The following is a 15,891-nucleotide window of genomic DNA, read 5'->3' on the forward strand; positions in this document are numbered from 1 at the left end:
CCTTTCGCAGCTCGCTTGCAAGCCGTCGTCACTCCAGATCGAACGCGGCGGCCATCAGCGTTTTCGTATAGTTCTGAGTCGGCGTTTCAAAAATATCATCGGTCTCGCCTTCCTCGACGATCTTGCCGTTCTTCATGACGATAACGTAGTCGGACATAGCCTTGATCACTGCGAGATCATGGCTAATGAAGATATAGGAGAGGTCGTGCTTGTCCTGTAGGTCACGGAGAAGATCGATGACCTGTCCCTGCACGGAACGATCAAGCGCCGACGTCGGCTCGTCGAGTATGACCACCTTCGGCTTGAGGATCACAGCGCGGGCGATGGCGATGCGCTGGCGCTGGCCGCCCGAAAACTCGTGGGGATAGCGATTGCGCGCTGCGGGATCGAGCCCGACCTCCTTGAGCGCCGCAATTGCCCTTTTGTCCCGCTCGGCGCGTGATAATTGCGGCTCGTGGATGAACAGGCCCTCGGTTATGATCTCACCGACGGTCTGGCGCGGCGACAGGGAACCGTATGGGTCTTGGAACACCAGCTGCAATTCGCGCCGCAGCGGGCGCATGGCGGATCGGTCGAAGTTGGAGATATTCCTAGAGCCGAAATGATATTGGCCGCTGCTTGGCAGGAGCCGCAGCAGCGCCCTTCCGAGCGTCGATTTGCCGGAGCCGGATTCGCCGACAATCCCGATGGTCTGGCCCTTTTTCAGTCTGACGCTCACGCCGTCTACCGCGCGGAACATGGTCTTCGCGCTGGTAAAGAATCCGCCGCCAATGGCGAAGTCGACCGCGACATTGCGCCCCTCGAGGATGATTGGCGCATTGTCGGCCGGCGGCTCCTTGCTTCCACTCGGCTCTGCGGCAAGCAACATCTTGGTATAATCCTCCTGCGGATTTTCGAAGATATCCTTGATGCTGCCGCGTTCGACAACATCGCCGCGGCGCATAACGACGACGCGGTCGGCGAAGTGCTTGACGATGCCGAGATCATGGGTGATCAGCACGATGGCCATGCCGAAACGCTTTTGCAGGGATCGCAACAAGTCGAGGATTTGGGCCTGGATCGTCACATCGAGGGCCGTGGTGGGTTCGTCGGCGATGAGCAGATCCGGTTCGTTGGCAAGCGCCATGGCGATCATGACGCGCTGGCGCTGTCCGCCTGACATTTCATGCGGATAGCTGTTGATGCGCCGCTCTGGGTCGGGGATGCCGACGAGCTTCAAGAGCTCCAGGACGCGCACCTTTGCCTGCTTGAAGGTCATTCCCTTGTGGTGGACGAGCGGCTCGGCGATCTGGCGGCCCACAGTATAGAGCGGATCGAGCGAGGTCATTGGCTCCTGAAAGATCATGGTGATCTTCGAACCGCGCACCTCGTTAAGGCGCTTAAGCGGCAGACCGACCAGTTCCTTGCCGCGGTATTTCGCTGAGCCCGTTACCCTGCCGTTCCTGGCAAGGAGGCCCATGATGCCCATCATGGTCTGGCTCTTGCCCGAGCCGGATTCACCGACGACCGCAAGGGTTTCGCCCGCTTTGACGTCGAGATCGATCCCCTTGACAGCATTGACGTCGCCGTCGGGTGTCGTGAAGTCGACCTTCAGCCCGCGTACGGACAAGATATTTTCTTTGGCGTCCGTCATATCAGCGGTCCTTCGGGTCGAGAGCATCGCGCAATCCGTCGCCAATGAAGTTGAGCGAGAACAGCGTCAGAACAAAGAAAATCGCGGGGAAGATCAGGAACCACGGTGAAGACTGCATCTTGTTGGCGCCGGCCGAGATCAATGCGCCCCAACTCGTCAACGGCTCCTGCACGCCCAATCCGAGGAAGGAAAGGAAGCTTTCGAGCAGGATGACCTTCGGCACCACCACAGTGACGAAAACGATGACCGGACCGATCGTGTTGGGAATGATGTGGCGGCGAATGATCTGCCAATCGGTCAGTCCCAGGGCTTGCGCAGCGCCGATGAATTCGCGGCGCTTCAGCGCGAGCGTCTGGCCGCGCACGATACGGGCCATGTCGAGCCATTCCACCGCGCCGATCACCAGGAATATCAGGATGAAGCTGCGTCCGAAGAAAACGACAAGCACGACGACGAGAAAGACGAAGGGCAGCGAATAGAGAATCTCGACAAGACGCATCATGACATTGTCGAGACGCCCGCCGATATAACCGGAGATGGCGCCGTAGACGACGCCGACAACCAGGGAAACCAGGCTGGCAAGCAAACCAACGGCGAGCGAGATTTGTCCGCCTAGCATGACGCGCGCCATGAGATCGCGGCCATTGTCGTCCGTGCCGAAAAGGAAGTACTCGCGCTTGACCTCGCCCGCGAGCTTCAGGGTCTTGCCGTCATTTTCCGTGGCCGTGACCTTGGTGTTTTCAAACTCGTTGGCCCGGTCGAAATAGCGCGTTACGCGGGGATCGATCGGCTGCTCGGAGCTGACGCTCGCGGTGAAGTTGTTACCATCCACGGCAAACTCGTTGAGCTCGACGCGAGCCCGGCTAGCTACGCCCTTCATCACGTCGTTGAGGGTATCGGCCTTCGGATAGGCCTCGAGGCTCGGACCCATGTTTACGTAGGACGGAAACACCTGGTCATAGGTGTGGCTCAGGAAGTAGGGACCGACAAAGGAAAAGATCGTGATAAGCGCAAGCATGACGCAGCCGGCCATCGCCGCGTAGTTGCGGCGAAAGCGCATGACCGCAAGTTGGAACAGGCTGCGACCCTTGGATTCCTCTGGAGGAATGACGCTGATGGGAACATCGATCAGATCAGTCATGACGAACCCTCGGATCAAGAAGGCCGTAGAGAATATCGACCACAAGATTGAAAACAATGACGAAAATGGCGACGAGTACGACCGTTCCCATCACTAGCGTATAGTCGCGATTGATTGCGCCCAGAACGAAATAGCGACCGACGCCGGGAATTGTGAAGATGGACTCGACGACCGCCGAGCCAGTCAGCAAGGCGGCGGCGCAAGGCGCGAGATAGGAAACGACCGGCAGGAGCGCGCCGCGCATAGCGTGGGTTACGACCACCACCTTCGCAGGCAGGCCGTAGGCGCGCGCGGTGCGGATGTGATCCGCATGGAGCGCCTCGATCATCGACCCGCGCGTAAGGCGAGCAAACACCGCGAGCTGGGGCAGGCCCAGCGTGATCACTGGGAGGATGAGGAATTTAAGCGATCCGTCGCCCCAGCCGCCGGCCGGAACCCAGGCAAGCATGAGGGCAAAGATCAGTGTCATGATCGGGCCGACGACAAAATTTGGCACGGTGACACCGGTCGTTGCCACGGACATGACGAGGAAGTCGATAAAACTGTTCTGCCTGAGCGCCGCGATCGTTCCGATCAGCACACCGCCGATCAAGGCAAACAGCAAGGCGTAGGTACCGAGCTGGACCGAGTAAGGAAGACCTTTGCCAATGAGCTCGGCAATGGTGTTGTCCTTGTAGATGTAGCTCGGCCCGAAATCGCCGGTAACCGCGTTCTTCAGGTACTGGAGATATTGGTTCCATAGCGGCTGATCGAGGTGGTAGGCCCGCATCAGGTTTTCCATCGTGGCCGGCGGCAAAGGTCGTTCCAGGTTGAATGGTCCGCCTGGCGCAAAGCGCATGAGAAAAAAGGAAATCGTGACGACAATAAACAGCGTCGGCACGGCGCTCGCCAGTCGGCGAAGGACGAAATGAAACATCGAACTAGTCTCTTCTTCTTGTCGGAACAGTTCAAGAATGAGGTTGTGTTTCTCTCAACTTGAAGACTGCATCATCCCGTTGCACGGCGCAAATGGTTCCGCCCGGCCGACCCATGAGGATCACCGGTTTGGCGCTCTTGAACTGTTGTTCTGTCGGAACGTGCCGCATTGCGAGCCGGGCAAACGAACGGCGCAACCCGGGAAAAACCGGGTTGCGCCCACGATGCTATTCGACGCTCAGATACTTGCTCAGATGTTCATTATTGGCGTTGTCACCCCAACCCTTCACCTTGTCGGAGACGAGCCAGAGATTGGCATCGTTCATCAAGGGGGCGATGGGCTGATCCTTCATGATCAGCGCCTCGGCCTCATGCAGGATCTTGGAGCGGGCCGCGGGGTCGCGCTCCTCATAGGACTTCTTCATCAGCGCATCGAATTCCGGGTTCTCATAGTGCCCGTAATTGAAGGTCTTGTTGGTGCTGACGTTCAGATTGAGGAAGTTCTCGGCGTCGGCATAGTCGGCGGTCCAGCCGGCGCGCGCAACGTTGAACTTGCCGCCTTCCTGCAGGTAGGCGTAGTGCGACGAAATATCAAGATTCATCAGCGTTACATTGGCGCCGAAGGTCTTCTTCCACATGTCGGCGACGGCTGTCGCAACCTTCTGGTGGTTCGGGTTCGTGTTGTAGCGGATTTCGATGTTGAGCGGCTTGCCGCCCTCGCCATATCCGGCTTCCTTCATCAACTCGATAGCCTTGTCTTCGCGGTCGAGCTGCGACATTCCGGCGAAATCGGCCTTGGACGGCTCGCCATAATTTTCAAGGCCTGGAGGCACCAGCGAATAGACCGGAAGTTTCGTGCCGTCGTAAATGTCCTTGGCGAGGAAGTCGCGGTCAACCGCCATCGACAAGGCACGTCGCACGCGGGCGTCGTTGAAGGGTTCGGTACGCGTGTCGAACGGATAATAATAGGTCGCGGCGGCAGGCGTCACATGAACCTGCTTCGGATTGGCGTCGCGCAGGCGCTTGATCTGGTCGGAGGAGAAATTATAGACGAGATCGAGTTCGCCGGCCTCGTAGCGGCGCAGGCCAGCGGCCTGGTCTTCGAGCGGGTAGAAGATGACCTTATCGAGCTTTACGTTGGCAGCGTCCCAGTAGTTTTCGTTCTTCACGACCGTGAGGTGGTCATTCGGAACGTGCTCCACAAGCTTGAAGGCGCCATTGCCGACCAGCTTGCCTGGCTTGACGAATTCAGCGCCGTTCTTCTCGAAGCTCGCCTTGTTGACTGGCAGCGCGGACTGGTGCGACAGAAGTTCGATAAAGAACGGCGTCGGGCGCTCGAGCGTGATTTCAAGCGTCTTGTCGTTGACGGCTTTCATGCCGAGCTGGTCCACCGGCATCTTGCCCTTGTTGATCGCTTCGGCATTCTTGATCGGATAAAGAATGTTGGCATAGCCGGCAGCCGTCTTCGGATCTTCCTCGCGCTGCATCGAGAAGATGAAATCTTCAGCAACGACCGGCGAACCATCGGACCACTTGGCGTTTTCACGCAGCTTGAACGTATAGACGAGACCGTCGTCGGATACAGTCCAGCTTTCGGCTACGCCCGGAACGATCTTGCCATTGGCGTCATAGATCGTCAGGCCCTCGTAAAGATCCTTCAGAATGAAGGCTTCGATATCGATGGAAGTCTGTGACTGATCGAGGGTCTGCGGCTCACCGCTATTGCCGCGATGCAGCACAGCTTCAGCCAGCGCCGGGCTTGCCGCCATCATCAGCGATCCAAGCAGCATTGCCGCGCGGATATTCAGTTTCATAAAGGTCATTTTTCTTTTCCTTCCCCTCTAAGAGAATTGCGAAGGCATGAACAAATGACAAAATTTTCCCAAACGCAAGGAGGGTGTAATGCTTTAGTCGTAATATTTTGTTCTCTCGGGGCTTACGAGCACGTCAAAAAATTGTTGCACCATATGGACCAGATGGTCATTTGGCGCCGTTTTATCGAGAAAATGCGGCAGATTCAGATTCGGGACCAAACAACCGCGGATCATGTGGAAAACTGCCCTCTAGGACTCAATTTCGGACGCGAAACCCCTGGTATCGGCTAGGTGATAGCATGAATTCGTAGCACTAGGTCGTATTTCATGGCTCCCACCTCCTGTTGCATAGTGGGTTACTCAAGACTTTTTCATAATGAATTTTGAAAGCGGCCAATGCTTAACGTCGATTGGAACGACAGGAACGGCGGAATGCCGCCACGCGAAACCTTCTGGAGCGCATACAGCTTCATTATCATCGTCATCTTGCTCATCGCAGCCGGTGGAATCGCGCTCTATTTTTTCGGCGAAGACCTCTTGAATGGTCGTCCGTCGAAGGGCGTTGCAAGCCAAGCTCAGAACGGGATTTCACCGGAATTTTACGCGCGCTTCGATATTCAGCCCTTGCCTGCCGAGGTTGCGGGCAGCGGTACCATGGCCAGGAATCTCGCCATTCTCGTAAGAGAACCGTGCGATTGGCAAGCCACTTACAAGTTTACGGACGACCTTCGCGAAGCAGGCTATCGCCGCGAGGCAGCGAAGGTCTTTCTGGCGTTTACCGCCAAGTGCAATCCCTCGGACGTCGCGCTCTACAATGCCGCGGACATATTGTACGGCTTGAGCGATCTCGACGCGGCGTTGAAGGTGTCGAACGATCTCATCGTTATGTCGCCCGACCTTGCCCAAAACCATTTCATGCGGGCACAAATTCTCGAGGACGCCAAGCGCTACCAGGAAGCCATAGACGAGTATGACTCGACCATTGGACTGACCGATGATCTGAAATCGCTCAACAGCACGGTTTTTCGTCGATTGTCGTTGAGCTACGCTGCTCTCGGTCAATATTGCCAGGCCATCACGCCGATCCAGACATGGATCTCCATCGATCCATCCGAAAACGATACTCCGCGCACCCAATCGATCATCAAGGACTATAGCCGCAAGGGCAAATGTGCCGAAAGCTATGCCACGGGCAGCGATCGATTTCCCACACAGGGCAAGGATGTCATCACCGCCCAGGTCAGTGTAAACGGCGTGACCGGAACATTCGTCGTCGGCACAGGTGCAAGCTCAGTCTCGCTGACCAAGTCGTTTGCCGAAAGGGCCAAGATACGTCTTGGACGCGATCACACGGTCCGGTTGCAAACGGCGAACGGGATCGCTATGGCGCAGCGCACTTCGCTGGACAAAGTAAAGCTTGGAAAAGTCGAGGCCGACGATGTAGCGGCTGTTGTTCATGCAGACGACCATGCCTTGGGCGACGGTACCGACGGCTTGCTCGGGCGCTCGTTCCTTTCGCGCTTCGACGTAACGTTCGGCGCCAAGGAATGGCGTATCGAGAGCAAGAAGCAGCGCGACTGATTTCCCTGGCCAGACAAAGCGGCCATGTCGCTTGCGGCCGGTAGTCCGAATTGTCCGGCGTGACGTATACTCATGAGCGGTGAGTCGCTCCTTCCAGTGCGAGCTTCACTTCACGCGCAAGTTGGAAAGGGGTTGTGGTTCCAATGTCGGCAGTTGCCATTCTAGTTATCGCGACGATGGCCTTCTCGGCGGTTATGGCGGTGGCATGGCTGGTGCAGCGGGTAACTGGCAACGATGGATGGGCCGATGTATTCTGGTCCTTCGGTGTCGGAACGATAGCGGCGCTCGCCGTTTATGTCTCAAGCGATATGGTTTCTGCCGACCGCAAATATCTGGTCATTACCCTCGTCCTCATCTGGTCACTCCGGCTCGGCGGCCACATTCTCGTCCGGACGTTGAAGAATGGCGACGATCCCCGCTATGCCAGGCTGCGGCACGAATGGGGACCCAATGCCGCCTCGCGCATGTTCTTCTTCCTGCAAAGCCAGGCGTTCGCCGGGGCGATGCTGGTAATCTGCGTCTACGTAGCAGCATCACGTCCCGATGCCGAACTCGAATTTCCGGATTATCTCGGCGCGCTGATCATGCTTGTTGCGCTCCTCGGCGAGGCGGTCGCCGATTGGCAGCTAAGAAAGTTTGCCAGCGATCCCGCTAACTACGGCAAGGTCTGCAATGTCGGTCTTTGGTCATGGTCACGCCATCCCAACTATTTCTTCGAGTGGCTTGGATGGACTTCCTATGTCTTTATCGGCGCCGATTTCGACGGCGACTATGCCCATGGCTGGCTGACGTTGGTCGCGCCCGTCCTGATGTATGTGCTTCTGCGCCATGTTTCCGGGGTTCCGCCACTCGAGCAGCACATGCTTGCAACACGGGGCAGTGCCTTTCGCGACTATCAACGGCGCACCAGCATTTTCTTCCCGCGCCCGCCGCGTTGACCACTCAGTCGACCGCCTCGGTATCGCGCAGCAAGGCTTCGAGGGTTTCGAGCCGATCCGCCTCGATGGGCGGTTTGTCCCAGCGCAGGCGGGAGATACGCGGAAACCGCATGGCGACGCCGGACTTGTGGCGCTTCGAACGATTGAGCCCCTCGAAGGCGACTTCAAGCACGAGTCCATGTTCGGGCTCGGCCCGCACCGATCTCACCGGGCCGAAGCGTTCGGTGGTGTTGTTGCGCACATAGGCGTCGAGCCGTTTCAATTCCTCGTCGGTGAAACCGAAATAGGCCTTGCCGACAGGCACGAGATGCGGCTCCGTCTCCGGACCCGTCCAGACCGCAAAAGTATAGTCTGAATAATAGCTCGAGCGCTTGCCATGGCCGCGCTGCGCGTAAACGAGCACAGCGTCGATGATGAACGGGTCGCGCTTCCATTTGAACCACGGCCCCTTCGGCCTGCCGGGAACATAGGATGACGTGCGCTGCTTGAGCATAAGTCCTTCGATGATCGGATGTGGCGGGTTGCGCCGCAGTTCGACAAGATCTTCAAAACCAGCAAATGGAACGAGGGGTGATAGATCGAAGCGCGTTGTGTCGAGTTTCTGGACGAACGTCTCGAGGCGTGCCCGGCGCTCGGCAAAGGGCAAAGCGCGGACATCATCAGGTCCGTCGAAAAGAATATCATAGACCCGCACGAAGGCCGGATGCGTTTCAAGTTGCCTGACCGAGACCGCCTTGCGGTTCAGCCTTTGCTGCAGGTCGCCAAATGCACCAATCTCGATACCGTCTTCGGCACTGCGACCGACGAGAAGTTCGCCGTCGAGCGTGCCTTCGAAATCCATGGCATCGGCGATATCCGGGAAGGCATGGGAAATATCGTCCCCCGTGCGCGAGTAGATGCGCCTTTGCCCGCCCTCCGCCGTCAACTGAACACGGATACCGTCCCATTTCCATTCCGCCGCATAGTCTTCAGCATTGATGCGGGCATAGTCTGGCTCCTCCAGCGGGGTCGAGAGCATGACCGGACGGAAGGGAGCGGCGGCAAGACTTTGCGGCTTCTCCGCGGTATTTTCCAGCCAGGCGAACAGCTCTTCATAGGGCGGCTTCAAGCCGTGCCATAGCTCCTCGATCTCTACGACATCGACATTGCCGAACTGCGCCAGCGCTTGCTTGGCAAGGCGCGCGGACACGCCGATACGCAGGCCGCCGGTGGCGAGCTTGATCAGGGCATAGCGCGCCGAAGCGTCGAGCTGATCGAGCCAGCGCTCGACCAGTCGGAGGGCGTCGCTGCGCGATGCCCGAGCGAGAGATGCGACGACATCGCCAAGCGAAGGCGCCGCATTGGCGCGCACCCCCTCATCCGCCGACCAGACAAGCGAAATGGTCTCGGCAAGGTCGCCGACATAGTCGTAGGAATAGGCGAAGAGCTGCTCATCGATGCGCTCGTTTACCAGCGCGCGAAGCATCGCCGGCTTGACGTTGGCAATGTCGAGATCGCCAGTGATCGCCGCGAGCGCAAGGCCGCGATCGGGGTCCGGCGTCACGCGGAAGTAATCGACCAGCAAGGTGATCTTGCCGTTGCGTGCCGGGGTAAGAACAAGCCGGTCGAGAAGTTCTGCAAATTCTTCCATCAGTCGCCCTCGTCCTCATAGCCGACGAGATGCAGCGGCCGCGCCGCGATATGGTTGAGGTCGCACCAGCGCACCAGCGCCTCCTCGCGGCCATGGGTGACCCAAACCTGCTTCGGCCCGAGATCGCCGATGGTCTGCGTGAGCTCATCCCAGTCGCAATGGTCCGAAAGGATGATCGGCAGTTCGACGCCCTGCTGACGCGCCCGCTGGCGGATGCGCATCCAGCCCGAGGCGAAGCATGACACCGGATCAGGAAAGCGGCGGGCCCAGCGGTCGAGAAACGCCGATGGCGGCCCGACAATGATGGCTCCGCGAAAATCGGAACTTCCGTTCTCGACCGTCGCGGGCGCAAGCTTGCCGAGGTGGATGCCCTGCGACTGGTAATAGTCGCACAGCTTTGCCAGCGCGCCATGAATGTAGATCGTCTGGTCATAGCCAGCATCTCGGAGCAAACGGATAACCCGCTGCGCCTTGCCGAGCGCATAGGCACCGACGAGGTGCGAACGCTCGGGAAACTGCTCGACAGATTTCAACAGCTTGGCGATCTCATCGCGACTGTATGGATGGCGAAAGACCGGCAAAGCGAAGGTTGCTTCGGTGATGAAAACATCGCATGCAACTGGCTCGAAACCGAGGCAGGTCGGATCAGGACGCCGCTTGTAATCACCCGAGGCAACGATCCGCATTCCTTCCTTTTCAACAGCAATCTGGGCGGAACCAAGCACATGCCCCGCCGGATGGAAACTCACGGACACGCCATTGATTTCCGTGGTCTGGCCAAGCTCTGCTGCCTGGGTCTGGCCGGCGAAGCCCGCACCGTAGCGCAGGGCCATGATATCGAGCGTCTGCCTTGTGGCCATGACCTTCGCATGTCCAGAGCGGGCATGATCGGAATGTCCGTGAGTAATCAACGCGCGGTCAACTGGGCGTACCGGATCGATATAGAAATCACCGGCGGGCGAGTAGAGCCCGGCGGGGGTTGAGCAAAGGAGTGCTTCGGGGCGAGTTAACATGACGCAACGATGCCGATGGTTTCCCTCCCCCTTGTGGGGAGGGTGGCTGCGCAGCAGCCGGGAGGGGCACTTCTACCATCGCAAAACCCCTCCCCGACGCTGCGCGTCGACCCCCCCCACAAGGGGGAGGGCAAGACCAGCGCCACATTTGATCGGAAAAAATTCATCGCCACCTTTCCAATATTGGCATGAACGAACATAGGTCGCATTTGGCTCCGTACAATCCTGACAAAGAAAACTTGGCGCATCGACACCGCGCCATTACATTCGCGCAAGTGAGCACCAGCAAAGCCGCCATAGCCGAGACCGGCACACCCATGCTGCCGCCGGCCTTTCTCGACTGGTTCCAGTCGAAGGGCTGGTCGCCGCGCGCGCATCAGCTCGAACTTCTCGAGGAGGCGCAGGCGGGAAGATCGACGCTTCTGATTGCCCCGACCGGCGCCGGCAAGACCCTCGCAGGATTTCTGCCCGCTCTCGTTGACCTGTCCACCCGCGGCGAGAGCAATGCGCCAAGCCGCGGCGTCCATACGTTGTACATCTCGCCGCTGAAGGCCCTTGCCGTCGATATCCACCGCAACCTCGAAAAGCCGATCGACGAGATGGGCCTCGATATTTCGCTGGAAACACGCACCGGGGATACGCCCGCCTATAAGCGCCAGAGGCAGAAACTCGCGCCCCCGGACATTCTGTTGACCACCCCCGAGCAGCTCGCTCTGCTCATATCCGGCAAGGATGCCGGCAAATTCTTCGAAGACCTGCGCTACGTCATCCTCGACGAGCTTCATTCGCTTGTCACCTCGAAACGTGGCCATCTGCTTGCCCTCGGCCTTGCGCGCTTGCGGCAACTGCAACCCGGATTGCAAACGGTGGGCTTGTCCGCGACCGTCGCCGACCCAGACGGATTGCGACGATGGCTGCTGCCACAGACTGAGGATGCGCCAAAAGCGAGCCTCGTGACCGTGGAGGGCGGCGCCAAACCCCATATCACCATCCTCGAAACCGAGGACCACGTGCCTTGGGCCGGACATTCGGCGATCTATGCGATCCCCGGTATTTATGAGGCGATCAAGGCGCACCGGACAACACTGATCTTCGTCAATACCCGCAGTCAGGCTGAGCGGCTGTTCCATGATCTTTGGATGGCGAACGAAGACAACATGCCAATCGCCGTACACCACGGTTCGCTCGATGTCAGCAAACGCCGCAGGGTCGAACAGGCGATGGCCGCTAATACCCTGCGTGCCGTCGTTGCCACCTCGACCCTCGACCTGGGCATCGACTGGGGCGACGTCGACCTCGTCATCCATGTCGGCGCGCCGAAGGGCGCCAGCCGCCTTGCGCAGCGCATCGGCCGCTCAAATCACCGCATGGACGAGCCGTCGCGCGCGATCCTCGTTCCTGCAAATCGCTTCGAGGTGATGGAATGCCAGGCCGCGCTCGATGCGAACTATATCGGCGCACAGGATACCCCGCCGCTTGGCGCGGGTTCGCTCGACGTGCTGGCGCAGCACGTTCTCGGCATGGCCTGCGCCGCGCCGTTCCGCGCCGACGATCTCTATGCTGAAGTGATCACGGCCCTTCCCTATGCCGAACTGGCGCGCGAAACCTTCGACCGGATCATCGATTTCGTGGCAACCGGCGGCTACGCCCTCAAGAGCTATGAGCGCTTCGCCAAGATAAGGCAGACCGCCGACGGCACATGGCGGGTGACGCATCCGCGTTTCGCGCAGCAATATCGGCTCAATGTCGGCACGATCATCGAAGCTCCGGCGCTCAATGTCAGGCTCGTCCGGCAAGGGAGCAAGGGCGCTGTGCGCGGCGGGCCGGTTCTCGGCAAGGTGGAGGAATCGTTTATCGAAGCATTGTCGCGGGGCGATACCTTCTTCTTTTCCGGGCGCGTGCTGCGGTTCGAAGGCATTCGCGAAAACGAGTGCCTCGTATCGAAAGCGGACGGCTTCGACGCAAAGATTCCCTCCTATGCCGGTGGCAAGTTCCCGCTGACCACCTATCTCGCGGATCAGGTGCGAGGAATGCTCGCCGACCCGAAGCGTTGGGGCGCGCTCCCGGATCAGGTGAGCGACTGGCTGCGCATCCAGAGGGACAGGTCGATCATTCCACAACCCGGCAGCCTGCTTGTCGAGACGTTCCCGCGCGGCGAGCGCTCCTATATGGTGGCCTATCCCTTCGAAGGAAGACTGGCGCACCAGACGCTCGGGATGCTTTTGACCCGGCGTCTTGAACGGGCCAAGGCGCGTCCACTCGGCTTTGTTGCAACGGACTATGCGTTGACCATCTGGGGCATGCGCGACATGGGCCGCATGTTCAAGAAGGGCGAACTGCCGCTGGCCGAGCTTTTCGATGAGGACATGCTGGGCGATGACCTCGAAGCCTGGCTGGCGGAAAGCTGGATGCTGAAGCGCACGTTTCGCAACTGCGCGCTGATATCGGGCCTTGTCGAAAAGCGTCATCCCGGGCAGGAGAAGACGGGCAGGCAGGTGACGGTTTCGACCGATCTTATCTACGATGTCCTGCGCGAGCACGAGCCGGATCACATACTTATTCAGGCCACGCGGGCCGATGCGGCGACCGGCCTTCTCGACATTCGCCGACTTGCCGATATGCTTGGGCGAATCAAGGGCAATATCGTTCACAAGGATCTTGATCAGATCTCGCCGCTTGCCGTTCCCGTCATGCTGGAAATCGGCAGGGAACGCGTTCCGGGCGAGGCGCATGAAAGGATCCTCGAGGAGATTGCCGACGAGCTTACCCGCGAGATGGAACAGAAGTGAATCCGGCATTCCACACAACGAAGACAGCACTGCACGGCTCGGCGCAGATTGCCGTTGCGGGACATCCGGCGATCGGGGATCCCTCAGGCGCGCTGTATCTAGAAGACGACCGTGTCCTCATCGTTTCGGATCTGCACTTCGAGAAGGGATCGTCGTTCGCGCGGCGCGGCATGATGCTGCCGCCATATGATACAGCGTCGACGCTCGCGGCGCTTGCCAAGGTGATGGCGCGCTATGATCCGGCCTGCGTCATCAGCCTCGGCGACAGTTTTCATGACGGCAAGGCCGCGGCGCGACTGCCAGCGGTCTATGCGGCGCAGCTTGCCGCATTGATGGCGGGGCGCGAATGGATATGGATCACAGGCAACCACGACCCCGAACATCCGGCCGACCTTCCGGGCGAAACCTTCACGGAACTTGCATTCGGCAATCTCATTTTCCGCCATGAGCCCTCGAAATTCGCGTGCCGCGGCGAAATTGCCGGACACCTCCACCCGGCAGCCAAGGTGGTGCACCGCGGCCAGTCAGTGCAGCGGCGTTGCTTCGTCAGCGATCATTCGCGGCTGATCATGCCGGCATTCGGGGCCTATACGGGCGGGATGAACATCATGAGCCGCGCATTCCACGGCCTATTCGATATCCATGCTCTCACCGCCTATATGCTCGGGCGCGCCCGCGTTTACGCGATGGCCGGCAAGGCGCTTTATCTTTAGATTGGCAACCGCCCATCCTCTTTCAGCGTGTCGAGCACGATAGCGGTTTTGACATTCTGCACCGATTCATGCGGCAGCAATACATCATTGACGAAGGCGGAGAGCGCTCGCAGATCAGGCGTCACTACCTTGATAAAGTAATCCATTTCGCCTGTGAGCGCATGGGCCTCCATCACTTGCGGCAATCTCGAGATAAGGTCGGAGAAGCGCCGGGCGTTGTCGCGATTGTGTGTCGCGAGCGTCACCGAAATAATGTTGACGATGCCAAGGCCGAGTTTTTCGCGGTCGATCTCCGCGCGGTAGCCGCGAATATAGCCCTCCTCCTCCAAGCGCGACCGGCGGCGCGAACATTGCGAGGGCGAGAGATTGATCTTTTCCGAAAGCTCGTTGTTTGTCAGCCGTCCATCTTCCTGCAAGCTGAACAGTATCTTGCGGTCAAATGCGTCAAGATGATCCATTCGTGCGCCTTGTAATGTGAATATGCATACAATGTGCATTATTTACGTCCAGACGGCGTTGAAATGCAAGCACCATGCGGCTGATTTGCGCGATAATGCGGGTGGTACATGGAGGATGATATGGGACCGTTTCCGCACGACACGCCGAAAGCCGAAATCACCAAGGCCAACCCCGCTGGCACCGACGGTTTCGAGTTCGTGGAATTTGCCCATCCCGAGCCGGCAAAGCTCGAAGAGTTGTTCGCACGCATGGGCTATGTGCCGGTTGCGCGCCACAAGAGCAAGAACATCACAGTTTGGCGGCAGGGCGACATCAATTACGTTCTCAATGCCGAACCAGATTCTCATGCGACAAATTTCGTTTCGAAGCACGGCCCTTGCGCGCCCTCCATGGCCTGGCGCGTGGTTGATGCCAATCACGCCTTCAATCACGCGGTCGCCAAGGGTGCGACCCCTTATGAGGGCGAGGACAAGACCCTAGACGTCCCTGCCATCGTAGGGATCGGGGGTAGCCTTTTGTACTTCATCGAAACGTATGGCGAGCGCGGATCGGCTTACGACGGCGAATTCGAATGGCTCGGCGAACGCGATCCGAAGCCGGAAGGCGTCGGGTTCTATTACCTCGACCACCTCACCCACAATGTCTATCGCGGCCATATGGACAAATGGTGGGCATTCTACCGCGAGCTCTTTGGCTTCAAGCAGATCCACTTCTTCGATATAGCCGGGAAGCTGACGGGGCTCGTCTCCCGCGCCATCACGTCGCCTTGCGGAAAGATCCGCATCCCGCTCAATGAATCGACGGACGACAAGAGCCAGATCGAGGAGTATCTGCGGAAATACAAGGGTGAAGGCATTCAGCATATCGCGGTCGGGACAGAGGCGATTTACGAAGCTACCGACAAGCTGTCCCTAAACGGGCTCAAATTCATGCCCGGCCCGCCTGAAACCTATTACGAGAAGTCGCACGAGCGTGTTCAGGGCCATGACGAGCCGATCGAGCGCATGAAAACGCACGGCATTCTGATCGACGGCGAAGGTGTCGTCCATGGCGGCATGACGAAGATCCTTCTGCAGATTTTTTCCAAGACCGTGATCGGCCCGATCTTCTTCGAGTTCATTCAGCGGAAGGGCGACGAAGGCTTTGGCGAAGGCAATTTCCGCGCCTTGTTTGAATCGATCGAGGAAGACCAGATCCGGCGCGGCGTCATCAAGATCGAAGCGGCAGAGTAGGTATAGATTTGGGCTGGAACTCCCGACACTTTG

The 15,891-nt window shown here is 58.8% G+C and carries 12 protein-coding genes; 5 read left to right on the top strand and 7 right to left on the bottom strand.

Annotation, left to right across the window (positions count from 1 at the left end):
• Window positions 1–28: 28 nt before the first annotated feature.
• From GF108_RS19315 to GF108_RS19330, 4 genes are all read right to left on the bottom strand, one after another.
• The gene (locus GF108_RS19315) at window positions 29–1,633 is read right to left on the bottom strand and encodes an ABC transporter ATP-binding protein (RefSeq protein ID WP_153669990.1); all 1,605 of its coding nucleotides are present in this window, start codon (window positions 1,631–1,633) and stop codon (window positions 29–31) included.
• Window position 1,634: 1 nt separating this feature from the next.
• A complete protein-coding gene (locus GF108_RS19320) occupies window positions 1,635–2,774 on the bottom strand; it encodes an ABC transporter permease subunit (RefSeq protein ID WP_153669991.1) in 1,140 nt (379 codons plus the stop codon).
• Complete coding sequence (gene oppB, locus GF108_RS19325) at window positions 2,767–3,690, bottom strand: oligopeptide ABC transporter permease OppB (RefSeq protein WP_027232277.1); 924 nt, start codon at window positions 3,688–3,690, stop codon at window positions 2,767–2,769. Before oppB ends, GF108_RS19320 begins: the two co-directional genes overlap by 8 nt.
• A gap of 226 nt (window positions 3,691–3,916) precedes the next feature.
• Window positions 3,917–5,512 carry a peptide ABC transporter substrate-binding protein gene (locus GF108_RS19330; protein ID WP_027232278.1) on the bottom strand — a complete coding sequence of 532 codons (1,596 nt, stop codon included), beginning with the start codon at window positions 5,510–5,512 and terminating at the stop codon, window positions 3,917–3,919.
• 387 nt (window positions 5,513–5,899) lie between these two features.
• On the opposite strand from GF108_RS19330, the gene GF108_RS19335 reads away from it, so the two are divergent.
• Together GF108_RS19335 and GF108_RS19340 are read left to right on the top strand one after the other, a co-directional pair.
• A complete protein-coding gene (locus GF108_RS19335) occupies window positions 5,900–7,084 on the top strand; it encodes a TIGR02281 family clan AA aspartic protease (RefSeq protein WP_153669992.1) in 1,185 nt (394 codons plus the stop codon).
• A gap of 143 nt (window positions 7,085–7,227) precedes the next feature.
• Entirely contained in the window at window positions 7,228–8,022 is a 795-nt protein-coding gene (locus GF108_RS19340) for a DUF1295 domain-containing protein (RefSeq protein WP_153669993.1), read from the top strand.
• 4 nt (window positions 8,023–8,026) lie between these two features.
• Here the strand turns inward: GF108_RS19340 and GF108_RS19345 are convergent, their stop codons facing one another.
• Together GF108_RS19345 and GF108_RS19350 are read right to left on the bottom strand one after the other, a co-directional pair.
• Entirely contained in the window at window positions 8,027–9,652 is a 1,626-nt protein-coding gene (locus tag GF108_RS19345; protein WP_153669994.1) for a cisplatin damage response ATP-dependent DNA ligase, read from the bottom strand.
• Window positions 9,652–10,665, bottom strand: coding sequence for a ligase-associated DNA damage response exonuclease (locus GF108_RS19350; protein WP_153669995.1), 1,014 nt, complete (start codon window positions 10,663–10,665; stop codon window positions 9,652–9,654). The genes GF108_RS19345 and GF108_RS19350 overlap by 1 nt, the downstream gene beginning before the upstream one ends.
• Before the next feature lie 317 nt (window positions 10,666–10,982).
• Here GF108_RS19350 and GF108_RS19355 point away from each other — a divergent pair, with 317 nt between their 5' ends.
• Window positions 10,983–13,454 (top strand): ligase-associated DNA damage response DEXH box helicase, encoded by a 2,472-nt coding sequence (locus tag GF108_RS19355; protein WP_153670285.1) that lies wholly within the window; start codon window positions 10,983–10,985, stop codon window positions 13,452–13,454.
• Entirely contained in the window at window positions 13,451–14,167 is a 717-nt protein-coding gene (gene pdeM, locus GF108_RS19360; RefSeq protein ID WP_091951168.1) for a ligase-associated DNA damage response endonuclease PdeM, read from the top strand. Before GF108_RS19355 ends, pdeM begins: the two co-directional genes overlap by 4 nt.
• Here pdeM and GF108_RS19365 read toward each other — a convergent pair.
• On the bottom strand, window positions 14,164–14,625 hold the full coding sequence (locus tag GF108_RS19365) for an Lrp/AsnC family transcriptional regulator (protein WP_153669996.1): 462 nt from the start codon (window positions 14,623–14,625) through the stop codon (window positions 14,164–14,166). The genes pdeM and GF108_RS19365 overlap by 4 nt on opposite strands.
• A 120-nt stretch (window positions 14,626–14,745) precedes the next feature.
• On the opposite strand from GF108_RS19365, the gene hppD reads away from it, so the two are divergent.
• Entirely contained in the window at window positions 14,746–15,858 is a 1,113-nt protein-coding gene (hppD, locus tag GF108_RS19370; RefSeq protein WP_153669997.1) for a 4-hydroxyphenylpyruvate dioxygenase, read from the top strand.
• Window positions 15,859–15,891 lie beyond the last annotated feature (33 nt).

Source organism: Phyllobacterium sp. SYP-B3895, from assembly GCF_009647635.1.
GTDB lineage: Bacteria > Pseudomonadota > Alphaproteobacteria > Rhizobiales > Rhizobiaceae > Phyllobacterium > Phyllobacterium pellucidum.